This is a genomic window from Hyphomicrobium sp. ghe19 (genome assembly GCF_902712875.1).
In the GTDB taxonomy this organism is placed as follows: Bacteria; Pseudomonadota; Alphaproteobacteria; order Rhizobiales; family Hyphomicrobiaceae; genus Hyphomicrobium_B.
Window position 1 is genome coordinate 217412 of record NZ_LR743509.1, and the last position, 25034, is coordinate 242445.

The window sequence follows — 25034 nt, forward strand, 5'->3', positions numbered from 1 at the left end:
AATTGTATCAAAATGCGTCTCTTGAATGTTGCCGCCTTCTTTTTCGCAGTCGCAAGCGCGCTGCTGCTTTACGCATTGAATTACGATACGCGCCGCCTCGAAGCCGAACTGCAGGCGAAAGAGCGCCTAGCCGATCGCGCACGCAGCGACATCGCCGTGCTGAAGGCCGAACGCGGTACACTCGCGCGCCCCGACAGGATCGATGATTTGGCTCGCCGGCTTGGTCTTGGGCCCCCGAGGCCCGAGCAGTTCGCGCATGGACGTGAAGTATCGGAACTCAACGAGCGGGAACTTAACGAGCGCCGGGGCAGCGCCGATGGCCGTTGATCGCGACGATGTTCTGATCAGAAGTGCGGCGGCGCACATGGTCAGTGGTGGGGGCGCGCGGGCGTCGTCCCTCGGCCGAGGTGACGCCGCTTCCGGCGTTCCACGGCGTCGCGCGGAGGCGGCCGTCTATGGAATTTTGTTTTCGGCCTTCATCGTCGTCGTCGGGCAGCTTCTTGTTTTGGCGGTCGGGCGGCATACGGATATCGCGCTCGCGATTTCCGAACCGGTAGCGGCGACGAGCTTCAGCCGTCCCGATATCGTCGATCGCAACGGACGGTTGCTCGCGACGGACCTCGAAGCGCCCTCGATCTTTGCCGATCCGGGTGTCGTCTTGGATCGCGACGAGGTCGTCGAAAAGCTTTCGACGGTGCTTCCCGATCTCAACGCGACCGAATTGCTGCGCGCGCTTTCGGATAAATCGCGCCGTTTCGTCTGGGTGCGCCGAGGCGTGTCGCCGGGCATCGCGCAGAGGGTGCACGATCTTGGACTTCCCGGTGTCTCGTTTCGCTATGAGCTGAAGCGTGCGTATCCCGGCGGCAAGATGGCCGGCCACGCGCTTGGTTACGTCGACGTCGATAACCGGGGTGTTGCGGGTATCGAAAAATATATCGACGACAAGGTCGGCGTCGATCCAGTCCATTCGGCGGTGCTTTCCAACCGGCCGCCGGTGCGCCTCTCGCTCGATATCGGGGTTCAGCACGCGCTCGAGGACGAGCTTGACGATGCCATGCGGCGCTACCATCCGGAGGGCGCTGCCGGTGTCATTCTCAATATCAAGACGGGCGAAATTCTCGCGAGCAGTTCGCTGCCGCGCGTCGATCCCACTTGGCCCGCCCAAACACTCAACGACAAGCGCGTCGATCGCATGATGGGCGGCACCTACGAGCTTGGCTCGGTGTTCAAAACTTTGACGCTCGCCATGGCCCTCGACGAGGGGCTCGCGAAACCCGACACCGTTCTCGACGTGACGAAGCCGCTCGAAGCCGGACGTTTCACGGTGACGGACATGCACCCTTCTCGTCGCCCGCTGACGGTAACTGAAGTTTTCACCCACTCGTCGAATGTCGGCGCCGGAATGCTGGCGTTGCAGGCGGGGCCGGAGAAGTTCCGGGCATTCCTGCAGAAAGCCGGCCTCCTGGATCCGTTGCAGACGGAGGCAGGCGCGGTCGCAAGTCCGCAAGTGCCTCAGCGCTGGAACCGGGTGTCGACCATCACGGCCTCGTTCGGGCACGGCATCGCAGTCGCGCCGCTGCAGTTCGCGGCCGCAGCCGCTACGATCTTCAACGGGGGCAAAACGGTTCACCCGACGTTTCTGAGGAAATTCGACGCGGGTACAGCCGACGGCAAACCCGTGATCTCCGCCGCGACTTCGCACCAAATGGCTGAGCTCATGCGCGCCAACGTCATCAATAAGGACGGCACCGGCAGCAAAGCCGACGTGCCGGGCTACAGGGTCGGCGGCAAGACGGGGACAGCCGATATTGCGAGCAAGGGCGGTTATACGTCCAATGCCGTCATATCGTCGTTCCTCAGTGCGTTTCCGACCGACGATCCGCAATATCTGACGTTCGTCATGTTGTTCGAGCCCAAGGGGATTGCGGACACGAAAGGAAACCGGACGGGCGGAACGAACGCCGCACCTGTGACAGGAGAGCTGATCGCTCGTGTCGCAGCTCAGCTCGGCGTTGCGCCGCAGCTCAATGTCGTTCGTCAATAAAGGTATTTCAGCCGCATTTGACGGCCTCGATGGGGCTTCGTATCAAGCGTCGGGCCGAATGTTGGCAGGCGAACAGAGGGGCGAAAAGCGGGGTCATGCGGCTTAGCGATGTGCTTCCGGCCGATATCGAGTTGCCAGCGGGCGCGGCCGATATTCAGGTAACGGGCATCACCGCGGCAAGTGCCGCTGTCGGGCCGGGCGCAATTTTTGCCGGTCTTCCCGGCACCAAGGTCGATGGCGCATCGTTCGTTGCCGACGCCATTGCGCGGGGCGCGGCCGCAATCGTCATCGGTAAAAACAAAGGCGTGACGGTTCCGCCCGGCGTTGCGTTGATCGAAGTCGACAATCCGCGCGCCGCACTCGCAAAAATCGCCGCAAAGCTTTCCGGCGGGCAGCCCGCATGTGCGGTGGCCGTGACGGGCACGAGCGGCAAGACGTCGGTCGCGGATTTCACGCGGCAAATTTTTACGGCGCTCGGCCATAGCGCGGCGTCGATCGGAACAATCGGAATCGTGAAGCCGGGCGGCGCGGTCTACGGGTCGCTGACGACGCCCGATCCGGTGACGCTGCACGCCACACTTGCGGCGCTGGCCGACGAAGGCGTTACGCATATCGCGTTCGAAGCGTCGTCGCACGGGCTCGATCAGCATCGCCTCGATGGCGTGGAGCTTTCGGCGGCGGCGTTCACGAACCTCGGCCGCGACCACATGGATTATCATCCGACAGTCGAAGCTTATCTCGACGCGAAGCTACGGCTTTTCACGGAGCTCCTGCCGCCGGGCAAGCCTGCGGTCATCAATGCCGACGGCGCGTGTGCGATGGAAGTTATGGCGGCCGCCAATGCGCGCGGCCATCGCGTGCTGACGGTCGGTGCTCAGGGCGACACGCTGAAGTGTACGTCCGTCAAGCGCGAGGGTTTCCGGCAAGTCATCGGCGTCGTTGCCGATGGAAAAGAGTATTCCGTCGATCTGCCGCTCGTCGGCGCTTATCAAGTGGAGAATGCGCTCGTCGCGGCGGGGCTCGCGATTGCTGTCGGCGAACAGACGGGCGCAGTCTTGAATGCGCTCGCCGGGCTCAAGGGCGTGCCGGGCCGTCTCGAGATCATCGGCGAGCGAAATGGCGGCCTTGCGATCGTCGATTACGCGCATAAGCCCGAAGCGTTAGCGGCGGCACTCGACGGTTGCCGGCCGTTCGCGACGGGTCGGCTCATCTCCGTATTCGGCTGCGGCGGCGACCGGGACAAGGGTAAACGGCCGATCATGGGGCGGATTTCCATCGATCGGGCAGACATCACTATTGTGACGGACGACAATCCGCGCAGCGAACAACCGGCCCAGATCCGGAAAGAAATTCTTGCCGGCGCGATTGGGGCGCAAGAAATTGGTGACCGTGCGGAGGCCATTTCCACGGCGGTGAAAATGATGATGCCGGGGGATGTCGTTCTTGTGGCCGGAAAGGGCCACGAAACCGGCCAGATCATCGGCGATCGCATCGTGCCGTTTTCCGATCACGATGAAATTCGGCGGGCACTCGCGAGTTGACGAATTGATGCAACCTCTCTGGTCCTCTTCCGAATTGAGTGCTGCGCTGGGTGTCGACGCCGAAGGCGGCTCGGGCGCTCCGATCACGGACGTCTCGATCGATACGCGCACGCTGCGTCCCGGCGATCTTTTCGTTGCGCTCAAGGATCAGCGGGACGGGCATGAGTTCGTCTCCGCAGCTTTCAAGGCAGGAGCCGCGGCGGCGCTCGTCAGCGAAGCCTATTCGCGTCAGCCGGGAGACGGCGCGCTGTTCCGCGTCGCCGATACGCTGCACGGGCTTGAAGCGCTGGGCGTTGCGGCGCGGGCGCGATTAGGGTCTGACGCCCGCATCGTCGGCGTGACGGGAAGTGCAGGCAAAACCGGCACCAAGGAAATGTTGCGAGCTTGCCTATCGCGGCTCGGTGCAACGCACGCATCCGAAAAATCCTACAACAATCATTGGGGCGTGCCGCTGACGCTGGCGCGGATGCCGCGCGAGACGAAATTCGGCGTGTTCGAGATCGGGATGAACCACGCGGACGAGATCCGGCCGCTGACGAAGATGGTCAGGCCCGATGCCGCAATCATCACGACGGTCGAGGCGGTGCATCTCGAACACTTTCCCTCCGTCGAGGCTATCGCCGATGCCAAGGGCGAAATCTTCGAAGGTCTGGCGCCCGGCGGCGCGGCGATCATCAAGTTCGATAATCCGTATGCGAGCCGGTTGAAGGCGACTGCGGAGCGGCTCGGCGTGCGGCCGATCACGTTCGGGTTCGATGCCGGCGCCGACGTCCAGGGATCGAATTTCGTCGCGACCGATACCGGCAGCGACATGACGGTCGCCCTGGGCGGCAGCAGCTTCCCCGTCCATCTCGCCATGCCGGGGCGGCACATTGCGGAAAATGCGCTGGCCGTTGCCGCGGCACTTCATTCCATCGGCGTCGATGTGCGGAAGGCCTTAGAAGCGCTCGCAGATCTCGCGCCTCCGGGCGGGCGAGGTGCGCGCAGTACGCTTTATATCGGCGCCGGAGAGGCGCTACTGATCGATGAGAGCTACAACGCCAATCCGGCCTCGATGAAGGCTGCCCTGGCGACGCTTGCCGGGGTGCCGCGGGCGAAATATTCGCGGCGTATTGCCGTCCTGGGCGACATGCTGGAGCTTGGCAGCGAGGCGGCCGCGCTTCATAGAGGCCTGAAAGGCGCAGTTGACGAGGCGGATGTCGATCTGGTCTTTGCGTGCGGGCCGCATATGAAAGGCCTATACGATGCCCTACCGGCGGCCAAGAAAGGCGGATACGCTTTGACGTCTCAGTCAATCGGGACCGTGCTTGCCGAGACTCTTCGTCCGGGAGATGTCGTGATGGTCAAGGCATCCAACGGGACGCGCCTTGGCCCAGTGGTCGCGGCGCTCAAGATGCAATTTGGAAAAGACGGGCCCGCCGGCTAGCCGGCGCGGATCACAAGGGGAAAGTTTTCACCGCATGCTCTATGCGCTCGTCAATTTCAGCGACCAGATCAGCGCGCTGAACGTATTCCGCTATATAACCTTCCGGACCGGCGGCGCGATCTTCACCGCTCTTCTGTTCGTGCTGATGTTCGGACCGGCGATCATCGATCTTCTCCGCCTCAAGCAGGGCAAGGGCCAGCCCATTCGCACCGACGGACCGCAGACGCACCTTCTGAAGCGGGGCACGCCGACGATGGGCGGTCTGATGATCCTCGCGGGCGTCACGGTGTCGACGCTGCTTTGGGCTCAACTGTCAAACGGCTATATCTGGGTCGTGCTTCTCGTCGCGCTGTCGTATGGCGCCATCGGTTTCTACGACGATTTCCTGAAGGTGACGAAGCGGACGACGGCGGGATTTTCCGGCCGTATCCGGTTCCTGCTCGAGCTGCTCGTCGCGGCGATCGCCGGGTTCGCACTGATGATGCTCAGCCCGAAAGGGCTCAGCACCGATCTGACATTCCCGTTCTTCAAAGACTTCGTAATCAATCTCGGGCCGTTCTTCGTGCTGATGGCCGTGCTCGTCATTGCGGGCGCCGGCAACGCCGTCAACCTGACGGACGGTCTCGACGGTTTGGCGATCGTCCCCGTGATGATCGCGGCGGCGACGTTCGGCGTCATCGCCTACCTTTCCGGTAACGCGAAGTTCGCGGGCTATCTGCAAATTCATCACGTGCCGGGTACGGGCGAGCTCTCAGTCATATGCGGGGCGCTCATCGGGGCCGGGCTCGGGTTCCTGTGGTTCAATGCACCGCCCGCGATGATATTCATGGGCGACACCGGCTCGCTGGCCCTCGGCGGCACGCTCGGCGCCATCGCGGTTGCGATCAAGCATGAGATCGTTCTGGCGGTCGTCGGCGGGTTGTTCGTGCTGGAGACGCTCTCGGTCGTCATTCAGGTGCTGTCATTCAAATGGACGGGAAAGCGTGTATTCAAGATGGCGCCGCTGCATCACCATTACGAACAAAAGGGGTGGAAGGAATCGACGGTCGTCATCCGGTTCTGGATCATTTCCGTCATTCTTGCGCTTGTCGGTCTTTCGACGCTGAAGCTGCGCTAGACGCCAAACGACGCGACATACGGTAGAGTCTCGCCCATGATTCGCGCGACGTCTTTCAAAGGTAAATCGGTTGCCGTTTTCGGCCTCGGCGCTTCCGGCTTGGCTGCCGCCGAAGCGCTGCGCGACGGCGGCGCGATTGTTGCCGCCTGGGACGACGGCGTGGCTGCGCGCGAGGCCGCGATTGCCCGCGATATCCCATTGACCGATCTCAGCGTCGCGGACTGGGCGGGCTACGCTGCGCTCGTGCTGGCGCCCGGGGTGCCGCTGACGCATCCGCTGCCGCACTGGACAGTCAAAAGGGCCCGGGAGAACGCCGTCGAGATCATCGGCGATATCGAGATTTTCGCGCGAGAGCGCGCCTTGCACGCGCCGGGTGCGCCCTTCATCGCGATCACAGGAACCAACGGCAAGTCGACGACGACGGCGCTGATCACGCACATCCTTCGGCATGCCGGGCTCGACGCGCAGATGGGCGGCAACATCGGCCGTCCGATCCTCACGCTCGATGCGCCGGAGCCTCGCCGGTTTCACGTCATCGAGATGTCGTCGTTTCAGATCGACCTGACGCCGACGCTCGCGCCGACGATCGGTGTGATGCTGAACGTGACGGCGGATCATCTCGATCGGCATGGGACGATCGACGATTACGCCGCCATCAAAGAACGCATCGTTGCCGGGGCCGATATCGCGGCCGTCGGCATCGACGACGACTTTGGACTGGCGATGCTGCGACGGCGGGTGCCTGCGGGACCGGCTATCGCCTTCAGTGCCGAGAAATCGCTCGCGCCCGGATACAGCCTGCTCGACAATACGATCGTGTGTGCCAACCGCGAAGGCTTGGCCGTCAAACTCGGTTCGCTCGACGGGATTCCGACGCTGCGCGGACGGCACAATGGACAGAACGCTCTCGCGGCTGTTGCCGCCGTGCGTGAGTGCCTGAATGCGCTCGGCCATTCGACGGACCTCGATTGGCAGGGTGCGCTGTCGTCGTTTCCCGGGCTGTCGCACCGCATGGAAGAAATCGGCCGCATCGGCAAGGTTCTCTTCGTCAACGACAGCAAGGCGACGAACGCGGATTCGACCGAGAAAGCGCTGCTTTCATTTCCGCGCGATGTCTATTGGATACTCGGCGGCAAGCCGAAGGCCGGCGGGATCGAAAGTCTCGTTCCCTACCTCGAGCGAATTACGAAGGCTTATCTGATTGGCGAGGCGGCGGATGAATTCGCTGCGACGCTGCAAGGCAAGGTTCCTTTCGTGCGGAGCGGCACGCTCGACGAAGCCGTGTGGGCGGCTTCGCACGAGGCTCAGTTGAGCGACGGCGCCGAACCGGTCGTACTGCTGTCGCCCGCGTGCGCAAGCTACGATCAGTTTCGAAACTTCGAAGTGCGCGGCGAAAGTTTTCGGGGACTTGTCGCGTCGCTTCCCGGGATTGTGATGCGGGCGGCCCCATGAAGCTCTCGCGTGCAGACCGCAGTTTGCTCGCCGAATGGTCGTTCACGATCGATCGAAGTCTGCTGATCGCGCTCGTCTCTCTCGTCGTCATCGGGGTCGTGTTGTCGGCGGCAGCGTCGCCCGCGGTGGCGGTGAAGAAGGGCTTGCCGGCGTATTACTTCGTTGAGCGCCATTTATTCTTTGCGGCGCTCGGCACGGTTCTGATGATCGTTATTTCGTTTTTTTCGCCGGCCGGCGTGAGACGTCTCGCAGCGGGACTGTTTCTCGCCGCTGTTGCGGGCATGATCGCGGTGCGTTTTTCCGGCGCTGAAATCAATGGCGCGCAGCGGTGGCTGAACTTCGGCAGCTATTCGCTGCAGCCGTCCGAATTCGCGAAGCCGGCTTTCATCGTCATCATCGCGTGGCTATTCGGTGAGGCGTCGTCTCGCAGCGATATGCCGGCATTGCCGTTCGGGCTGGCATTGTGGGCTTTTTTCGCGGGCCTTCTCGTTGCCCAGCCTGATGTCGGACAGACGGTTTTGATCAGCTCGACGGCCGGACTTCTTTATCTGCTGGCTGGGTTGCCCGCGGTAGGGGCCGGGATTCTCGTTCTCGTGGGAAGCGGCGGCATGTGGCTCGCCTACGAATATTTTCCGCATGTGCAATCGCGGTTCCTGAAATATTTCGGCTCAGCGCCGCTCGAGAGTTCGCAAGCGGGGCGCGCGATACAGTCTTTCGCCGAGGGCGGGCTGTTTGGCCGTGGGCCGGGGGAAGGCACGATCAAGTCCATCCTCCCGGATGCCCACACCGATTACATCTTCGCGGTGATCGGCGAAGAGTACGGGGCCATCGCCTGCGTCGCGCTGCTTGGTGTCTTCGCGTTCATAACCATCAGGGCCATGCGACGCGCGGCGGGAGAGCCGAACGCGGCCGACCGGCTGGCCATTCAGGGCTTAGCGCTTGTCTTCGCGCTGCAGTCGCTGATCAATATGGGTGTGAATATCGGCCTTTTGCCACCGAAAGGCATGACGCTGCCATTCATCTCGGCGGGCGGATCGTCCATGCTGGCGCTTTCGATAACGGCTGGGATGCTGCTGGCGCTGTCGCGCCGCCGACCCGATCCGCAGCGCCTCAAAAAGCCGCGATGGATTCCGGCCATCGACGAAGTACAAATCGCGGGACAAACACCGAAATCATGAGCGAGATCTGAATGACCGGCGTGCAATCGATCATGCTTGCCGCAGGGGGAACGGGGGGACATCTCTTTCCCGCATTTGCTCTTGCCGAGGAACTCAAGCGTCGCGGCGTCGCCGTCGACCTGATGACCGACATGCGCGGCGATCGCTATGGCAGTGGTTTTCCGGCGCGTCAGGTCTATCAGGTTCCTTCGGCGACTTTGGCGTCACGCTCGCCATCTGACATCGCCAAGACCGCGAGCGCGCTCGCACGGGGAACGCGGGCGGCATTTTCCGTGCTCGGTTTGGTCAAGCCTTCGGCGATCATCGGCTTCGGCGGTTATCCGACATTTCCGCCGCTTCTCGCCGCGCGTTTGCGGGGCATTCCAACTGCGATCCACGAGCAGAACGCGGTGCTCGGACGCGCCAACAAGCTGCTCGCCAAGCGTGTGACGGCAATTGCGACGTCGTTCGAGCGAACCAAGTTCCTCGAAGGCGCGCTCGCCGATAAAGCTGTTCTAACAGGAAATCCGGTTCGCCAATCGGTGATCGATGCGGCTGCGCGGCGCTACGAGGCTCCGGCGAGCGACGGCGTCATTCGCATTTTGATTTTTGGCGGCAGCCAGGGTGCGCGCTTCTTCTCCGATACAGTGCCGCTCGCACTTTTTGCGCTTCCCGACCACATCCGGAAGCGGCTGCGTGTCGTGCAGCAGGCGCGCGAAGAAGATCTGGATCGTGTGAAAGAGGCGTTCGTCGAGGCCAGCATCAGCGCGGAGATCGCGCCGTTCTTCGCCGACCTCCCGGCGCGGATGGCTGCGGCTCATCTCGTCATCGGCAGGGCAGGCGCATCGACGGTCGCGGAACTGACCGTTATCGGGCGGCCTTCCATCCTGGTGCCATTGCCGCATGCGCTCGACAACGATCAGCTGAACAACGCCCGCCGGCTCGCCGAATCAGGGGGTGCCTGGTGCTTCGAGCAGAAAAATCTGTCGCCGGAACGCATCGCGGACGAGCTGGAAAAGCTTTTGCAGGCGCCAGCCGCCCTTGCGACCGCGGCGAACGCGGCTAAAACGGCGGGACGCCCGGACGCCGTCCGGAATTTGGCCGACTTTACGCTCGCTTTAGCGGAACGGAAGTATTCTGGTGGCGGATCTGGTTCTGGGCGTGAGCGTTCGAGCACCTGAAGATCATGATCCGGCGTTCGACATAGACTCATCGAGGTAATTTCCATCCATGCAGATGCCCCGCGACATCGGGCCTTTCCACATCATCGGAATCGGCGGCATCGGCATGAGCGCCATTGCCGAAATTCTGGTCGCCAAGGGCTATACGGTCCAGGGCTCGGATCAGAAGGAAAGCGCTAACGTCAAAAGGCTCCGGGCCAAGGGCATCCGGGTTTTCGTCGGCCACGATCCGGTTAACCTCATAGGCGCGCGCTACGTCGTCATTTCGACGGCGGTGAAGCCGCTCAACCCGGAACTCGCCGCCGCGCGTCAGAAAGGCCTGACCATCATCCGCCGCGCCGAGATGTTGGCGGAGCTGATGCGGCTCTATTCGACGATCTCGGTCACCGGCACCCACGGCAAAACGACGACCACGTCGCTCCTCTCGCATATCTTCACGGAAGCGGGCGAAGAGCCGACCGTCATCACCGGCGGCATCATCAACTCGTGGGGGTCCAACGCCCGGCTCGGCCAGGGCAAGTGGATGATCGTCGAGGCGGATGAAAGCGACGGCACGTTCACCCGGCTGCCGACGGAAATCGGCGTCGTCACGAATATCGATCCGGAGCATCTCGATTACTTCGGCTCGATCGAGGCGATGCACCGCGAATATGAAGCTTTTCTGCGGAATATTCCGTTCTTCGGGTTGGCGGTTGCCTGCATTGATCATCCGGTCGTCAGGGACATGATCGAGCGGCTGAACCTCAGGGCGGACGGCCGCCGGTTGCTGACATACGGGCAAAGCAAGGACGCCGACCTCGTTCTCGAGTCCGTCAGCATTTCCGGCAACACCACGACTTTCGACGCGAGCTTGGCCGCCCACGTCAAGGGCGGCGCGAGACGCCTCGAAGGCTGGTCGGTGCCGATCCCCGGTTCGCACAACGCGCTCAATGCGCTTGCCGCGATCGCGGTTGCGACGGATGCCGGTTTGCCGGACGCTAAAATCAGAGCGGCGATGGCGGGATTTTCCGGCGTCAAACGGCGCTTTCAGTTCGCTGGCGAATGGAACGGCGTCGGGATTTACGACGACTACGGCCACCATCCGGCAGAAATCTCGGCCGTCCTCTCGGCGGCGCGGGGCGGCAGCAAAGGTCGCGTGATCGCCGTCGTCGAGCCGCATCGATATACGCGCGTGCGCGACCTCTTCGACGACTTCGCACGGTGCTTCAAGGATGCCGACAGCGTCGTCGTCGCGCCGCTTTACACGGCGGGCGAAAGCCCGATTGCCGGCTTTGATAATCGTACACTGGCGGAGCGCATCAGAACACTTGGCGGGCGTCCGGCGGAAGCCGTCGACGATCCGAGCCTTCTCGTGCCCGCGATCAAACGCTTGGCGCGGCCCGGAGACATCGTCGTCTGTCTCGGCGCGGGGAATTCGACCGAATGGGCGAACGCGCTTCCGGGATGGCTGGCGGAGGCCTCTCAGCGGACCGGGAGCGACGGCTGATGTTTCCCGATATCACCGGCGAACTCATTGCCGCGATGCCCGATCTGCGCGGACGATTGAGCGCGAACGCGTCGCTTGCCGACGTCACGTGGTTTCGCGTCGGCGGACCGGCGCAGGTGCTGTTCACGCCGGCCGATGAAGCGGATCTCGCGTATTTCCTGAAGCACCGGCTAAGCGACGTTGCCGTTCAAGTCGTCGGGCTCGGATCGAACCTGCTCGTTCGCGACGGCGGCGTTCCGGGCGTCGTTATCCGCCTTGGCCGTGGTTTCGGTGAGATCAAGGTCGACGGTCAACGATTGCGCGCGGGCACTGCCCTTCCAGATGTCAAAGTTTCTCGCGCGGCGGCCGAAGCCGGAATTCGCGGGCTCGCGTTCTACCGTGGAATTCCAGGCTCGATCGGCGGCGCGCTGCGTATGAACGCGGGCGCGCATGGGCGGGAAACGAAGGACTGCCTCGTCAGTGCGCGGGCTGTCGACCCGCAAGGCAATATCCACGTGCTTTCGCTTGCCGACATGGGCTTCACCTATCGCCACTGCGGCATTCCCAAGGATTGGATTTTCACCGAGGCGACGTTCGAAGGCGCGCCGGGCGATCCGGCCGAAATCCTGAAAGAGATGGACGAAGTCGCCGACTATCGTGAGAAAAACCAGCCGATCAAAGAGCGGACGGGCGGCTCGACGTTCAAGAATCCGCACGGACAAAGCGCCTGGAAGCTTGTCGACCAAGCGGGCTGCCGAGGCATGCGCGTCGGCGGAGCAAAAGTCTCCGAGATGCATTGCAACTTTCTGATCAACGACAGCCAAGCCACCGGCGAAGACGTCGAGACGCTGGGCGAAACGGTGCGCGCGCGTGTGCTCGCAGCGTCCGGCATCACTCTCGATTGGGAAATCATTCGGGTCGGCGTGCCAAAGCCGGGCCGTCCAACCGGCGAAGCGCTGGCGGCCGAACGCGCGGCTATTCACGCGAACCAAAACTGATCAAACTGCCCACCGATGTTTCTTTTGATGCAAGCGAGCCAGCCATGAATGAACTCGGCCCGGTGCCAAGCCGTACGCACAATCACGTCGCCGTCTTGATGGGCGGCCTTTCTGCCGAGCGCGAGGTGAGCTTGAGTTCCGGCGCGGCGGTTGCCGAGGCGCTGTTACGCGAAGGCTATACCGTCACGGAAATCGACGTCGAGCGCGACCTCGCCACCAGGCTTCAGGAGCTGAAGCCCGACGTGTGCTTCAACGCGTTGCATGGCAAATTCGGCGAGGACGGCTGCGTCCAGGGCGTCCTCGAACTGCTGGGTATTCCGTACACGCATTCCGGCGTGCTCGCCTCTGCCCTTGCCATGCACAAGGAGCGGGCCAAGGACATCATGAAGCTCGCAGACGTTCCGGTTGCGGAAGCCGTGCTGGTGACGCGCGGCGAGGCGCTGGAGGGCCATGTGATGGCCACGCCCTACGTCGTGAAGCCGTTGAAGGAAGGGTCGAGCGTCGGCGTCGTCATCGTCCAGTCCGGTGCCGACCGGCCGCCGAATTCCATCGCCGCGGGGGGACCGCTCGAGGAAGTCGTGATGGTCGAGCGCTACATTGCGGGCCGCGAGCTAACCTGCGCCGTCATCGGCGATTTCGTGACCGACGTGATCGAGATCCTGCCGCTCAGAGGGCTCGCTTTCTACGACTACGAGTCGAAGTACGGTCCAGGGGGCTCCAAGCACGAGCTGCCTGCACAACTTTTACCAGATATTTACCAGTTAGTCCGCTCCTTAACGTTAAGGGCGCATCAAGCTTTGGGCTGTCGCGGCGTATCGCGGGCCGACTTCCGGTACGACGATACTGCCGGTGGAACGAACGAGCTGATCTGCCTCGAAGTGAACACTCAGCCGGGCATGACGGGAACCTCCCTCGTGCCTGAGCTGGCGGGGTATGCCGGCTGGTCGTTCGGTGACCTCGTCCGATGGATGGTCGAGGACGCGAGTTGCAACAGGTAGAGAGCAAGCAACGGTTCTGGTGGCGGGCTGCACACGATGCGCCAACGCCTGAACCGGATGCTGCTCGCTGGACCGAACAAACCAGCAGGACCGGTGGGGCACGGGGCCTCGCGACGCGCGGTCGAAGCGCGACAAGCACGGCAGTCAAGCGCTCGCCTTTGGATCTGCAAATTCCACGCGGAGAACGCCGCCGCTTTCGCGGTGCGCGACGCAACCCGCGCTGGATGAAGCCGGTGCCGATCGCCGCCGCTGCGCTCATTGCCGTCTGCGCGAGCGCGTTCGCCTTGTCGTTCGGCAAACTCGCGGCGATCGACTTTGCCGCGAAAACCAACGACGTGATGATTGCCGCCGGATTTGGAATCGATCAGGTGAACGTTTCCGGCCAGCGTTACACGTTGGATTCCGACGTGTTCGACGCGCTCGATTTGCCGAATGTGAAGACATTCGCGGCCTTCAATTCCGATGCTGCGCTGAAACGCATCGAGCGTATTTCCTGGGTCGATACGGCGCAAATTACGCGCGTCTATCCGGGGACTCTCGACGTCGTCATTCGCGAGCGGACGCCCGCGTTCATGTGGCAACGGGGAGAAACGAACGTTCTCGTCGATGCGACGGGCCGCACGCTTGGGCCTGTCCCTCGCGCGAACAGTTGGAACTTGCCGCGCGTCGTCGGCGAAGGTGCCGACACCGAGGCCATTCTGATGCTCTCGGCATTGCGGCAATACCCGCAGATCGAACGCCAGTACGCCTATGGCGAACGCATCGCCGAGCGGCGCTGGCGGATCGTACTCAAGAATGGAACGGCGCTGGAACTTGGCGCCGATCGTGAGATCGAAGGTTTCCAAGAAGTCGCGGCCACGCGAGAGGCTGCGGCTACGCTCAAGGGAGCACCGATGGTTGTCGATGTTCGCACACCCGGCCGGATCGCGATCCGGCCTCTAACCGGCAATTCCGCGCGGACGGCTTCGAACGCCGGCGCGCGGACTATCTCTCTCGCTTCAGAACGGCCCTAACGGAGATATTTGTGGCGGATCGGCGCAATTACCGGACCTTCGGGCTTCTCGACATCGGCACCAGCAAGACTGTTGCGGCGGTCGTCGTGGCTGAATACATCGCTGGTGCTGCGAGCCCTTCGCTGCGGCTGGCGGGGCTTGGCCTGCAGCGTTCGAAGGGCATCAAAGCCGGGGTTTTGACGGATCTCGACGAGGCGGAATCGGTCGTTCGCGGTGTCATCGGTCAAGCGGAACGCGCGGCCGGGATTTCGGTCGGCGGCTTTACGCTGTCGGTCGCGGCCGGGCGGCTTTCATCGGTCCATTGCACGGCTCGGACGGACGTCGAAACCGGAAGCGTGACGCAAGACGATCTGGCCCGGCTCATGGCTGCGGGGGAAAGTTACGCCGAACGTAACGGACGGACGCTGATACATCTCAATCGTCTCGGCTATGAGGTCGACGGCGCAGGCGGCGTGCGCGACCCGCTGGGCTTATCGGCGCGCCGGCTATCAGCGGGGCTGCACGCCGTCACGGCCGACGAAGCGCCGTTGCGCAACCTGCTCGTTCTGATCGACAGATGCTATGCGAGCTGTGACGGTCTGGTTGCCGCTCCTTATGCGAGCGCCCTTGCCGCAACGACCGCCGAGGAGCGGCAGTTCGGTGTTACATGCATCGATTTCGGGGCGGGAACGACGTCCATTGCGCTTTTCGCCGACGGCGCCTTCACCGGAACAGACGTCATTCCGGTCGGAAGCCAGCACATCACCTACGACATCGCAAAGGCGTTGCAGACGCCACTTGCGGAAGCCGAGCGAATCAAAACGCTTTATGGCACACTTCTCAATGCCCAGTCCGACGAGCACGAGTCGTTTTCCTATCCCATCGCCGGAGAAGAAGACGATGCGAGCTACGAAACGAGCAGAGCGCGGCTCGCGGATATCATCCGGCCGCGCGTGCAACAGATCATGGGGCTTGTGCGCGAGCGTTTGGTATCCAACGCGGCGAGCCGCTACGCGGGAGACAAGGTTGTTCTGACGGGCGGAGCCAGCCAACTTCTGGGATTGCCGGAACTCGTCGCCCACGAGTTCGGCAGGACTGTACGTGTTGGACGGCCATCGGATCTTCCCGGTCTCAACGCAAGCCTCGCGGGACCGCAGCTTGCTACGCTGTCGGGGCTGGCGATGATTGCGGCGCGCGGCGACGGCGAACATAGCGTGGCTCGGGGCCGGAAGACGGTGACGCAAGGGTATCTCGGCCGTGTCGGTACATGGCTCAAGGGCGGGTTTTGAACGTGTCGCATAGAGGGCTGCAATCGTCGACGAACTGGGCGCGGGGGCTCATCGAAATCGTGCGAAGCGGCGAACTATCAAAGTCGGGGAAGCTATGAGCATCAAGCTGCAATTGCCGAAACTGGTCGACGCCAAGCCGCGGATCACCGTGATCGGCGTCGGCGGCGCGGGGTGCAATGCCGTCAACAATATGATCGCAGCCGGATTGCAAGGCGTACAATTCGTGGTCGCGAACACGGACGCGCAATCACTCGAAGCATCGAGCGCCGAGCACCGCATCCAGCTCGGCGTCAATTTGACGGAAGGCCTTGGCGCCGGCGCGCGGCCGGAGATCGGCGAAGCGGCGGCTGAAGAGGCGCTCGAAGAACTTCGCACGCACATCGCCGGCGCGCATATGGTGTTCATCGCCGCCGGTATGGGCGGCGGCACGGGAACCGGCGCTGCCGCCGTCATCGCGCGAATCGCGCGCGAACTCGGCGCGCTCACGGTCGGCGTCGTTTGTAAGCCGTTTCAGTTCGAGGGTGCGCGGCGCATGCGCATCGCGGAGGCGGGCGTGCAGAGCCTTCGCCATCTCGTCGATACGCTCATCGTCATTCCGAACCAGAACCTGTTCCGCATCGCCAACGAGCGCACGACATTCGCTGAAGCCTTCGTGCTTGCCGATCAGGTGCTTTATTCGGGCGTCGCGTGCATCGTCGAGCTGGTGCTGAAGGAAGGCCTCATCAATCTCGATTTCGCCGACGTCAGAACCGTCATGAGCGGCATGGGCACGGCCATGATGGGCACCGGCGAAGCGACCGGCGAACGGCGCGCGGTTCTCGCTGCGGAGGAGGCGATCGCCAATCCGCTGCTCGATGACGTGACGCTTCGCGGCGCGAAGGGTCTGCTGCTGTCGATTTCAGGCGGCCGCGAGATGACGCTCTACGAGGTCGACGAGGCGGCGAGCCGAATTCGGCAGGAAGTCGATCCCGATGCGAACATCATCGTCGGCGCGACCTTCGAAGAGCAACTCGGCGACCGCTTACGGGTATCGATCGTTGCCTCCGGCATGAACCGGGCGGCCGAATCGATCGTCGGCCAGCAGGGCGGAATCCGCGCGATTGCAGGTTCGCCGGCTACGCAGCCGGCTGCAGCGCCCCTCGCGCCGCAGTATCAGGCGCCGCAGTATCAGGCTCCACAGCATCAGGTTCAGCAACAACGGCCCGCGCCGCATCAGCATAGCCAAGCTCAGCCGGTTCCGCCGCCGCCAGGCGATTTGCAGCGGCGTCTGGCAGAGGCTCTGCAACCTTCTAATGGTCAGGAGGGGCAGAATATTTCCCGATCTGTCCACAGCGAACCCGCACGACAGAATCGTGACAGTTGGATTGCCCCCGGAAACGTTATGATCGAGGACGGGCTGGAGAATTTTCCTCCCCTCTCAGGCAACGCATTGTTACGTACGCCGCCGCTCCCTGCGGGGTCTCCGGCCCAACATTACGACTCCCGATTCGAGCCGCAGCCACCTGCCGAAATTCATCGCGGATCGCGTCGTCTGCCAGCCATCGAAGAATTTCCTCCGCAGGCGCAGAAAGAATGGAACGCCCACCATGGATCGGGTTCCCGATCGGGTGCGAGAGATGCAGAAGAGTCAAGAAAACCGGGCCTTCTTGAACGTTTCGCGGGCAGAGGAAGAAAATAGCGCGCGAGCCTGAAAATTGTTTCGAATGCGGAATGCTTTCGATTTTAAATCGTGAAAAAAGCGTGGCGAGAGCAGGCGATTTTTGAGGCGGAAAACGCGGAGAAAATGGGGCTGCATCAAGACCGCGTCGGCGTCAAGCATGGTTGCCAAACCGTAACACAGTGTAAGAAAGCGTGATTTGTCGGTGTTTGGCGAAGCAGTTAGCTTTTGGACATCGACCACTTGTGATGCGCCTTTGATCAGAGCTGACACGGCCCGAAATAAGGCTGGCTCGCTCTGAACTTTAAGGGGATCGTCCAAACGGGGTCAGGGGGTTGGTAGGCCGCATAATGCTGGGGAGCAGCGGCCCGCCAAAAGAATGAGGGACGGCGCTGTATGTCGAATCGATTCATCGGTGCGCGGCAAACCACGCTTGCCCGCGAGATCCAGTTGACAGGCACGGGGGTGCACAGCGGAGCTCCGGTATCACTCACACTGCATCCAGCAGAGGCTGATACTGGGCTCCGCTTTCTCGTTACGAAACGAGGAAAAGTCATTTCGGAAATCGCGGCGCACGTAGCTAACGTCAAAAATCTTACACTCTGTACCGTCATCGGCGACGGCGCCGGAACAACGGTCGGAACAGTCGAACATCTTCTCGCCGCTCTTCGCGGCCTTTCAATCGACAACCTCTACATCGAGATCGACAGCAAAGAAGTTCCGATCATGGACGGCAGCTCGGCGGTATTCGTCGACGCCATTGATCGGGTCGGCATTCGCGAGCTTTCCGAGCCGCGCAAATACATCAAGGTTCTGAAGCCGGTTCGCGTCGAGGAAAACGGCTGCTGGGGCACGCTCGAACCACATGCCGGCTTCCGCATGGACGTCGAGATCGACTTCTCGTCCCCCATCATCGGCAATCAGCGGCTCCAGTACGAAATGAGCCCTGGCGTGTTCCGCCACGAGATTTCCCGCGCCCGCACCTTCGGGTTCATGAGCGACGTCGAGAAGCTGTGGAAGGCCGGTCTGGCGCTCGGCGCCGATCTGACGAACACGGTGGCAATCGGCGAAGACAAGATCATGAACAAGGAAGGGCTCCGCTATCCGCAGGAGTTCGTCCGCCACAAGATGCTCGACGCCGTTGGTGATCTCGCGCTTGCCGGCATGCCGCTGCTCGGCGCTTATCGTTCTTACAGAGGCGGCCATCGCCTGAATTCGATGGTTCTTCAGGCCCTGTTCGCTGACGCTTCCAATTGGGAAATCGCGCTGGCGCCTCGTGCTCGTGCTACCCGGTCGCCGGTCCATCTGCTTCCGCAGACTGTCGTGGCAGCGGAATAAGCCAGCGGCGCTTATTCCATGCTTAAATTGGCGCCCGGCCTGGGCGCCATTCTCTTCCGCGGCAGCCCGGAATGCACCACATTCTGGTTTTAGCCTCGCGAGAAGAGCCGTTGGCGGGGATATGCTGACGATTCATCTTTCGGGGCGAGCTTCGGGGTGCTATCCGCATGCAGTCGTCGTCAGAGTTTGGCCGGCGTTGACAACAACGTCAGCCAGTGTGGGAAGCAACGCGGCGCATGATGAGAACGACGCGAGAAATCACAAGAGTTCTGAGGGCTGCGTCGATCGTGGCTGCTCTAGCCGTCGCCGGCTGCTCAGGCAACAAGCTCGATACCTCGGCTCTCAATCCCGATCCGCCCAGCAAAATGTTTGCTGACGCCGACGCGATGATGGCCAAGGGCAATTTCGACGACGCCGCACAGAAATTCGAATCCGTCGATCGCGAGCATCCGTACTCGCAAGAGGCTCGCCGCTCCATCGTCATGGCCGCTTATGCCTACTATCGTGCGGGCAAGACGCCTGAGGCGATTGCCTCGGCCGAGCGTTACGTGACCATGCATCCGGGCACGAAGGAAGCGCCGTTGGCGCACCACATCATCGCCTCTGCCTACTTCGATGATTTGAAGACCGCCAACCGCGATCAGACGCCGGCTCGAAAGGCGCTCGAACAGTTCAAAATATTGAAGAGCCGGTATCCCGAAAGCGAGTATGCGCGCGATGCCGACAACAAGATTCGCATCTGCCAGGACAACCTTGCTGCGAACGAGATGGAAGTCGGCCGGTACTATCTCGACAAGCACAACTACGTGGGCGCGATAAACCGTTTCAAGACGGTGGTGAGCGATTACCAGACGACGGCGCATGTCGAAGAGGCGCTGGCGCGATTGGTCGAGAGCTATATGGCGCTGGGCATCACCAAGGAAGCACAGAACGCGGCGGCTGTGCTTGGCCACAACTATCCGGACAGCAAGTGGTACAAGGATTCCTACGCGCTGCTCCAATCCGACGGTTTGGCTCCGCGCGAGGATGGCGGATCGTGGCTCTCCAAGGCATGGAACTCCGTGCCCAAGCTCAGCGTACCTAAAATGAGCTTCGGGAGCGGCTGATTTGCCGGTTTCCGTCTGAAAATAGCCTCGTGCTAGATTTGAAGCGCGGCCGGAGATCCTGCCGCGCTTTTTGCTTTGCTTCCCGTGATCCGAGATCGTCATGTCTCCAGCAGGTTCAAAAAAGAAGTCGAAGGGCAGCGCATCCGCGGCTTCAAAGACGGAAGCTCCCGAGGCGGAGATGGCCCGGTTGGCGGCCGAGATCTCGCACCACGATGAACTCTATTACCGGCAAGACGCGCCCGAAATTTCCGATGCCGAGTATGATGCGCTTCGGCGCCGTTTGGACGAACTTGAGAAGGCGCACCCCGAGCTAGGCCGTCCCGACAGTCCGACGAAGACGGTCGGCGCGGCGCCGGTCGCGGCATTCGGTAAGATCCGCCACGAGGTGCCGATGCTGTCGCTCGGCAACGCGTTCGAGGATCAGGATGTCGTCGATTTCGTCGAGCGGGTGCGGCGCTTCCTGAAGCTTGGCGACGCCGACGTCTTGGAGGTTACGGCCGAGCCCAAGATTGACGGGCTGTCGATCTCCATCCGCTACGAGGCGGGTGTTCTCGTCCAGGCGGCGACGCGAGGCGATGGCACGGAGGGCGAGAACGTCACGGCGAACATCAAAACGATTCGCGAAATCCCACACATGCTCAAGGGCCTCGACATCCCCGAGGTTATCGAGATCCGCGGCGAGATCTATCTCGCGCACAAGGATTTCGAGAAGCTCAATGCGGCGCAGGCTGCGAGCGGCGACAAGATTTTTGCCAATCCGCGAAATGCGGCTGCGGGGTCGCTTCGGCAACTCGATGTGTCGATCACGGCGAAACGGCCGCTGCGGTTTTTTGCTTACACCTGGGGCGCTGCATCGGGACTTCCCGCCGATACGCAAGCCGGCGTCGTCGCGGCCTTCAAGCGGTGGGGGTTGCCAGTCAATCCGTTGATGCACGCTGCGACGAAGATCGAGGATCTACTCGCATTCTACCGCGATATCGAGCGGGACCGTGCGGGGCTTGGCTACGACATCGACGGCGTCGTCTACAAGGTCAACCGGCTCGACTATCAGGAGCGGCTCGGGTTCGTGTCGCGGTCGCCGCGCTGGGCTATTGCGCATAAGTTCGCCGCGGAGCGCGCGACGACGGTGCTCGAAAAGATCGATATTCAGGTCGGACGGACCGGAGCCTTGACGCCGGTTGCCAAGCTTCGACCGGTGACGGTCGGTGGCGTCGTCGTGTCGAACGCGACGCTGCACAACGAGGACGAGATTGCGCGGAAGGACATTCGCGAAGGCGATACGGTCGTCGTTCAGCGCGCGGGCGATGTCATTCCGCAGGTCGTCGAGGTCGTGACGGGCAAGCGTCATTCACATTTGAAGCCGTACGAATTTCCGACGGTCTGTCCGGTTTGCGGCAGCCACGCCGTGCGCGAGTCGGTGGAAGAAACCGGGAAGGCCGACGTTGTCCGCCGTTGCACCGGAGGGCTCATCTGTCCGGCGCAGGCGAAGGAACGTCTCAAACATTTCGTCTCGCGGAACGCGTTCGACATCGACGGGCTCGGAGCAGAAAAGATCGAGTTCTTCTTCGATACCGGCCGCATCAAGTCGCCGGCCGACATTTTCACGCTCGAGACGCGCGACCGGGATTCCGACGAGCCGCTGACGAAAGTCAGAGGGTTCAAGGAGACATCGGTCCGTAAGCTTTTTTCGGCGATTGAAGCGCGCCGGCAAGTGGCGTTCGATCGTTTCCTTTTTGCTCTCGGCATTCGGCATATCGGAGAGACGACGGCGAAGGATCTCGCCAAGGCCTACGGTACGTTCGAAGCATTGCGGGCGGCCGTCGATGCTGCGATCGAAGGCGGTAAAGGCAGCGACGCTTACGAGGACATCGACAATATCGAAGGCATCGGCGAGACGGTCGTCGACGCGCTCGTCGATTTTTTCGGCGAGCAGCACAATCAGGAGCAGGTCGATGCGCTCTTGAACGAGGTGACGGTCAAGCCATACGAGCGGATTCAAACGAAAGCTTCGCCCGTGACCGGCAAGACGGTCGTCTTCACCGGAACATTGACGAAGCTGACGCGGAATGAAGCCAAGGCGCAGGCCGAACGGCTTGGTGCGAAGGTTTCAGGATCGGTTTCGAAAAAGACGGATTATGTCGTCGCAGGTGCCGAGGCCGGTTCGAAGCTTGATAACGCGCGGGCGCTGGGCGTGACGGTGCTCGATGAGGACGAGTGGATCGCGCTCGTCGGGCAAAGCTGATCTGCGTTGATCGCGCGAATTCCGATCAGGTTGACGTGAGCGAAATGAAAATTTCGCCGTTGCGGATCGTCACCTCGACGGCTTCGTTGCCGTCGATGGCCTGTGCAAGAAGGGTGACGATATTTTCGGGCCGCGTCAGGTCGACTAGCGTTTTCAGCGGCTCTGGAAAATGCGGTGCGGCGCTCAGTTCGTTGATCGAAAACATCGGTACTCTCCCTCATGCTCATGCGAGGGAGAGATCTATCGGAAAGCGGCTTGTTCAGCTGTCACGGATGATACAGGCGAAGCTCGCGAACTACACCGGCTGCGTCGCCTGCTTCAGCCAATTGCGCGCGGAGGGATCGAGGCCCGGCGCAAGCGTGTCGAAGACATGCTTATGATAGTCGTTGAGCCAATCGCGCTCGCTCGTATCCAGCATTTTGGAATCGATCAGCCGGCGATCGATGGGCGCGAGGGTCAGCGTTTCGAAAGCCATCATCTCGCGATCGCCGTCCTCGACGGGTTCGGGCAGCGTGACCAGCACGACATTCTCGATGCGAATGCCGTATTCGCCCACTTTGTAATAGCCGGGCTCGTTCGAGATCAGCATCCCGGCGTGAAGCGGCGCCATTCCCGCGCGCGATATGGACTGCGGTCCCTCGTGCACGGAAAGATAACTGCCGATACCGTGTCCTGTCCCGTGATCGAAATCGGCGCCGATCTGCCATAGCGCGCGGCGGGCGAAGGGATCGAGATCGATGCCGCGCGTGCCTTTGGGGAACATCGCGGTCGCGACAGCGATATGACCCTTCAGAACGGCCGTGAAATGGCGCTTCATGTCTTCGCTCGGCTCGCCGATCGCGACTGTGCGCGTGATGTCGGTCGTGCCGTCGGGATACTGTCCGCCGCTGTCGATCAGGAAGAGTTCGCCCGGCCGCATCCGGCGATTGGTGTCTTCGGTGACGCGATAGTGGACGATGGCGCCGTTGGGGCCGGAGCCCGATATTGTCGGAAAACTCACGTCGCGCAGCATGTTCGTGTCGCGGCGAAATTCTTCGAGCTTTTGGACAGCCGTGATCTCGTCCAGCGTTCCATCCGCGGCCCAATCATCAAGCCACGCGAGGAAGCGAACGACGGCGTGGCCATCGCGGACGTGCGCGGCACGCGCGCCGATGACTTCCGCGTCGGTCTTGATCGCTTTCGGAACGATGCAAGGGTCTTGTCCGCGAGAGATCAGCTTCGATCCGAGCTGCGCTTCGAACCAATAGGCTGCCGTCTCGGTATCGAGACGCACGCGCTTGCCTTTCGCCTTGAGTTCTTTCAGGCGTGCGGGGAGCATCGCCGGGGAAAGAAGCTTGGCAACAGGCGCAACGGCGGCGCGGGCTTCGGGATCGAAGCGGTCGGGGTCAATGAACAGTTCGGCTTTGCCGCTCGCCGGTACGATTGCGAAGGCAAGCACGACCGGATTATGCGCAACATCGCTGCCGCGAATGTTGAACAGCCAGCAGATCGAATCCGGCAGCGTAAGAATGACGGCGCTTTGACCTTCATCCTTGAGGCGCGCCTGCAGCTCGGCGATCTTATCGGCGGGGGTCCTGCCGGCAAAGGCGATCGGTTGCGCGATCACGGGGTTTTGCGGCGGCGCCGGGCGCGCTTTGCCCCAGATCACATCGATCGGATTTTTCGCGAGCGCTTTGAGCTTCACGCCCTTCGGGGCGAGCGCCTTTTGCAGCCGTTCAATTTCGCCGGCCGTATGGTTCCATGGGTCGAAGCCGATGACCTGGGACTTTCCCAAATGCCCAATGAGCCATTCCGAAAGCTTATTTCTCGGGAGCAGAGAAACTTCGAAAACCTTGGTGTCGGTTTCGGCGCCCGCTTGCACCGTGTAGCGGCCGTCGATCATGAGGACGGCGGATCGCTTCGTGACGACGGCGATGCCGGCCGAGCCTGAAAATCCCGTCAGCCACTTCAGGCGCTCGGCGGATGCTGGCACATATTCGCCCTGATGCTTGTCGGCGCGCGGAATGAGAACGGCGTCGATCTTCGCTTGTGCCATCCACGAGCGAAGCGCCTTCACGCGTTCGGCGACGCGCTCGGGTTCGGATTGGGATTGAAATGTCTGCAGCATGGGTCAGTTTCTAAGCGGCAGATTTCGAGCGGGCAATGACGATTTCAACGCCGCTCGAGCGTCAGCGTGGACCAACCCGTCAGGCGGTCGTGGCGGGCGAGCGAGAAGCCGTGAGCACGATAGGTGGCGATGACCTCGGGGGCCTGGGGAATGAGAATGCCCGACAGCACCAACGTCCCGCCGGGTACGACGGAGCGGGAGATCGAGGGCGCGAGACGGATCAGGGGGCCCGCGAGGATATTGGCGATGAAGAGGTCGAACGGCGCTCGGGTCCGGACTTTGGGATGCGCTAAGCCGTTTCCAACGACGAGGGCGATGCGGTTCGCGGCGCCGTTGAGCCGAACGTTCTCGGTCGCGACTTTTACCGATTGCGGGTCCATGTCGGCGGCGATGATTTCGGCGTGCGGCAAGGCTTTCGATGCGGCGATTGCCAGTACCCCCGAGCCGCAGCCGAGATCGAAGACCCATTGAAACGTCCGTGAACGCGTCAACCGGTCAATTGCGAGAAGGCATCCGAGCGTCGTCGCGTGATGCGCGGTGCCGAAGGCTTCACCGGCGTCGATCAGGATCGCGTTCGGGCCGCCGGCTATGCGCCCCTTGTCGTGACTGCCGTGAATCGTGAAGCGCCCGGCGTGGACCGGCGGCAGCGCGGCTTGCGAAATCGCGACCCAGTTGAGGTCGGGGACGGTCTCGACGGTGAACGGCGGCAATGTCCCCTGGACGAGCGGTCCGAGTTCGGCCGCGAGGTCGCGGTCGCCGGCTTCGACGTCGAAGTAGGCTTCGAGACGCCACCGGTCGAGGCCGTCTTCAAAGACGGTCAATGCGTCGGGCGGCGGCTCTATCAGGTCTTGAAGCGCGTTGCCGGTCTCATAGGCCAGGGATCGGTCGCCAAACTGCGCCGCGAATTTTTTGAATGCCATTGGA

20 protein-coding genes are annotated in these 25034 nt (G+C 62.2%); 17 read left to right on the forward strand and 3 right to left on the reverse strand.

From position 1 onward, the window contains the following. The first annotated feature begins 12 nt into the window (after positions 1-12). The 17 genes from AACL53_RS01020 to ligA all read left to right on the forward strand — a co-directional run bounded on the left by AACL53_RS01020 (position 13) and on the right by ligA (position 22003). A complete protein-coding gene (locus AACL53_RS01020; protein ID WP_339081568.1) occupies positions 13-327 on the forward strand; it encodes a cell division protein FtsL in 315 nt (104 codons plus the stop codon). Beyond that, a complete protein-coding gene (locus tag AACL53_RS01025) occupies positions 317-2044 on the forward strand; it encodes a penicillin-binding protein 2 (RefSeq protein WP_339081570.1) in 1728 nt (575 codons plus the stop codon). The genes AACL53_RS01020 and AACL53_RS01025 overlap by 11 nt, the downstream gene beginning before the upstream one ends. Before the next feature lie 95 nt (positions 2045-2139). Then, positions 2140-3585: a UDP-N-acetylmuramoyl-L-alanyl-D-glutamate--2,6-diaminopimelate ligase gene (locus tag AACL53_RS01030; RefSeq protein ID WP_339081573.1), complete on the forward strand. Its 1446-nt coding sequence runs from the start codon at positions 2140-2142 to the stop codon at positions 3583-3585. A 7-nt stretch (positions 3586-3592) separates the two neighbouring features. Continuing rightward, complete coding sequence (locus AACL53_RS01035) at positions 3593-5011, forward strand: UDP-N-acetylmuramoylalanyl-D-glutamyl-2,6-diaminopimelate--D-alanyl-D-alanine ligase (protein WP_339081575.1); 1419 nt, start codon at positions 3593-3595, stop codon at positions 5009-5011. Positions 5012-5045: 34 nt separating this feature from the next. Next, positions 5046-6128: a phospho-N-acetylmuramoyl-pentapeptide-transferase gene (gene mraY / locus AACL53_RS01040; RefSeq protein WP_339081577.1), complete on the forward strand. Its 1083-nt coding sequence runs from the start codon at positions 5046-5048 to the stop codon at positions 6126-6128. 36 nt (positions 6129-6164) lie between these two features. After that, a complete protein-coding gene (gene murD, locus AACL53_RS01045; RefSeq protein WP_339081579.1) occupies positions 6165-7580 on the forward strand; it encodes a UDP-N-acetylmuramoyl-L-alanine--D-glutamate ligase in 1416 nt (471 codons plus the stop codon). Then, the gene (locus AACL53_RS01050; RefSeq protein WP_339081581.1) at positions 7577-8758 is read left to right on the forward strand and encodes an FtsW/RodA/SpoVE family cell cycle protein; all 1182 of its coding nucleotides are present in this window, start codon (positions 7577-7579) and stop codon (positions 8756-8758) included. Before murD ends, AACL53_RS01050 begins: the two co-directional genes overlap by 4 nt. Before the next feature lie 11 nt (positions 8759-8769). Then, positions 8770-9918, forward strand: a complete 1149-nt coding sequence (murG, locus tag AACL53_RS01055) for an undecaprenyldiphospho-muramoylpentapeptide beta-N-acetylglucosaminyltransferase (protein WP_339081583.1) — start codon at positions 8770-8772, stop codon at positions 9916-9918. Positions 9919-9967: 49 nt separating this feature from the next. After that, the gene (gene murC / locus AACL53_RS01060; protein WP_339081585.1) at positions 9968-11404 is read left to right on the forward strand and encodes a UDP-N-acetylmuramate--L-alanine ligase; all 1437 of its coding nucleotides are present in this window, start codon (positions 9968-9970) and stop codon (positions 11402-11404) included. After that, the gene (gene murB, locus AACL53_RS01065; RefSeq protein ID WP_339081587.1) at positions 11404-12381 is read left to right on the forward strand and encodes a UDP-N-acetylmuramate dehydrogenase; all 978 of its coding nucleotides are present in this window, start codon (positions 11404-11406) and stop codon (positions 12379-12381) included. Before murC ends, murB begins: the two co-directional genes overlap by 1 nt. Before the next feature lie 44 nt (positions 12382-12425). Then, on the forward strand, positions 12426-13379 hold the full coding sequence (locus AACL53_RS01070) for a D-alanine--D-alanine ligase (RefSeq protein WP_339081589.1): 954 nt from the start codon (positions 12426-12428) through the stop codon (positions 13377-13379). Beyond that, a complete protein-coding gene (locus AACL53_RS01075; RefSeq protein ID WP_339081591.1) occupies positions 13367-14392 on the forward strand; it encodes an FtsQ-type POTRA domain-containing protein in 1026 nt (341 codons plus the stop codon). Before AACL53_RS01070 ends, AACL53_RS01075 begins: the two co-directional genes overlap by 13 nt. 11 nt (positions 14393-14403) lie before the next feature. Continuing rightward, the gene (gene ftsA, locus AACL53_RS01080; RefSeq protein WP_339081593.1) at positions 14404-15660 is read left to right on the forward strand and encodes a cell division protein FtsA; all 1257 of its coding nucleotides are present in this window, start codon (positions 14404-14406) and stop codon (positions 15658-15660) included. Between the two features lie 94 nt (positions 15661-15754). Then, the gene (gene ftsZ, locus AACL53_RS01085; RefSeq protein WP_339081595.1) at positions 15755-17338 is read left to right on the forward strand and encodes a cell division protein FtsZ; all 1584 of its coding nucleotides are present in this window, start codon (positions 15755-15757) and stop codon (positions 17336-17338) included. Positions 17339-17713: 375 nt separating this feature from the next. After that, entirely contained in the window at positions 17714-18655 is a 942-nt protein-coding gene (lpxC, locus tag AACL53_RS01090) for a UDP-3-O-acyl-N-acetylglucosamine deacetylase (protein ID WP_339081597.1), read from the forward strand. 236 nt (positions 18656-18891) lie between these two features. Next, positions 18892-19761 carry an outer membrane protein assembly factor BamD gene (locus AACL53_RS01095; RefSeq protein WP_339081599.1) on the forward strand — a complete coding sequence of 290 codons (870 nt, stop codon included), beginning with the start codon at positions 18892-18894 and terminating at the stop codon, positions 19759-19761. A 100-nt stretch (positions 19762-19861) separates the two neighbouring features. Next, positions 19862-22003, forward strand: a complete 2142-nt coding sequence (gene ligA / locus AACL53_RS01100) for an NAD-dependent DNA ligase LigA (RefSeq protein WP_339081601.1) — start codon at positions 19862-19864, stop codon at positions 22001-22003. A gap of 25 nt (positions 22004-22028) precedes the next feature. Here ligA and AACL53_RS01105 read toward each other — a convergent pair whose 3' ends face one another. From AACL53_RS01105 to AACL53_RS01115, 3 genes are all read right to left on the reverse strand, one after another. After that, the gene (locus tag AACL53_RS01105; RefSeq protein ID WP_339081603.1) at positions 22029-22208 is read right to left on the reverse strand and encodes a hypothetical protein; all 180 of its coding nucleotides are present in this window, start codon (positions 22206-22208) and stop codon (positions 22029-22031) included. Between the two features lie 90 nt (positions 22209-22298). After that, positions 22299-24110: an aminopeptidase P family protein gene (locus AACL53_RS01110; RefSeq protein WP_339081605.1), complete on the reverse strand. Its 1812-nt coding sequence runs from the start codon at positions 24108-24110 to the stop codon at positions 22299-22301. A gap of 44 nt (positions 24111-24154) precedes the next feature. Further along, positions 24155-25030: a 50S ribosomal protein L11 methyltransferase gene (locus tag AACL53_RS01115; protein ID WP_339081607.1), complete on the reverse strand. Its 876-nt coding sequence runs from the start codon at positions 25028-25030 to the stop codon at positions 24155-24157. Between the last annotated feature and the right edge of the window lie 4 nt (positions 25031-25034).

What these genes read in the sequence shown, in the direction of transcription:
- AACL53_RS01020 (WP_339081568.1), top strand. Translation starts at nt 13, where the DNA reads ATGCGTCTCTTGAATGTTGCCGCCTTCTTTTTCGCAGTCGCAAGCGCG.
- AACL53_RS01025 (WP_339081570.1), top strand. Translation starts at nt 317, where the DNA reads ATGGCCGTTGATCGCGACGATGTTCTGATCAGAAGTGCGGCGGCGCAC.
- AACL53_RS01030 (WP_339081573.1), top strand. Translation starts at nt 2,140, where the DNA reads ATGCGGCTTAGCGATGTGCTTCCGGCCGATATCGAGTTGCCAGCGGGC.
- AACL53_RS01035 (WP_339081575.1), top strand. Translation starts at nt 3,593, where the DNA reads ATGCAACCTCTCTGGTCCTCTTCCGAATTGAGTGCTGCGCTGGGTGTC.
- mraY (WP_339081577.1), top strand. Translation starts at nt 5,046, where the DNA reads ATGCTCTATGCGCTCGTCAATTTCAGCGACCAGATCAGCGCGCTGAAC.
- murD (WP_339081579.1), top strand. Translation starts at nt 6,165, where the DNA reads ATGATTCGCGCGACGTCTTTCAAAGGTAAATCGGTTGCCGTTTTCGGC.
- AACL53_RS01050 (WP_339081581.1), top strand. Translation starts at nt 7,577, where the DNA reads ATGAAGCTCTCGCGTGCAGACCGCAGTTTGCTCGCCGAATGGTCGTTC.
- murG (WP_339081583.1), top strand. Translation starts at nt 8,770, where the DNA reads ATGACCGGCGTGCAATCGATCATGCTTGCCGCAGGGGGAACGGGGGGA.
- murC (WP_339081585.1), top strand. Translation starts at nt 9,968, where the DNA reads ATGCAGATGCCCCGCGACATCGGGCCTTTCCACATCATCGGAATCGGC.
- murB (WP_339081587.1), top strand. Translation starts at nt 11,404, where the DNA reads ATGTTTCCCGATATCACCGGCGAACTCATTGCCGCGATGCCCGATCTG.
- AACL53_RS01070 (WP_339081589.1), top strand. Translation starts at nt 12,426, where the DNA reads ATGAATGAACTCGGCCCGGTGCCAAGCCGTACGCACAATCACGTCGCC.
- ftsZ (WP_339081595.1), top strand. Translation starts at nt 15,755, where the DNA reads ATGAGCATCAAGCTGCAATTGCCGAAACTGGTCGACGCCAAGCCGCGG.
- lpxC (WP_339081597.1), top strand. Translation starts at nt 17,714, where the DNA reads ATGTCGAATCGATTCATCGGTGCGCGGCAAACCACGCTTGCCCGCGAG.
- AACL53_RS01095 (WP_339081599.1), top strand. Translation starts at nt 18,892, where the DNA reads ATGATGAGAACGACGCGAGAAATCACAAGAGTTCTGAGGGCTGCGTCG.
- ligA (WP_339081601.1), top strand. Translation starts at nt 19,862, where the DNA reads ATGTCTCCAGCAGGTTCAAAAAAGAAGTCGAAGGGCAGCGCATCCGCG.
- AACL53_RS01105 (WP_339081603.1), bottom strand. Translation starts at nt 22,208, where the DNA reads ATGTTTTCGATCAACGAACTGAGCGCCGCACCGCATTTTCCAGAGCCG.
- AACL53_RS01110 (WP_339081605.1), bottom strand. Translation starts at nt 24,110, where the DNA reads ATGCTGCAGACATTTCAATCCCAATCCGAACCCGAGCGCGTCGCCGAA.
- AACL53_RS01115 (WP_339081607.1), bottom strand. Translation starts at nt 25,030, where the DNA reads ATGGCATTCAAAAAATTCGCGGCGCAGTTTGGCGACCGATCCCTGGCC.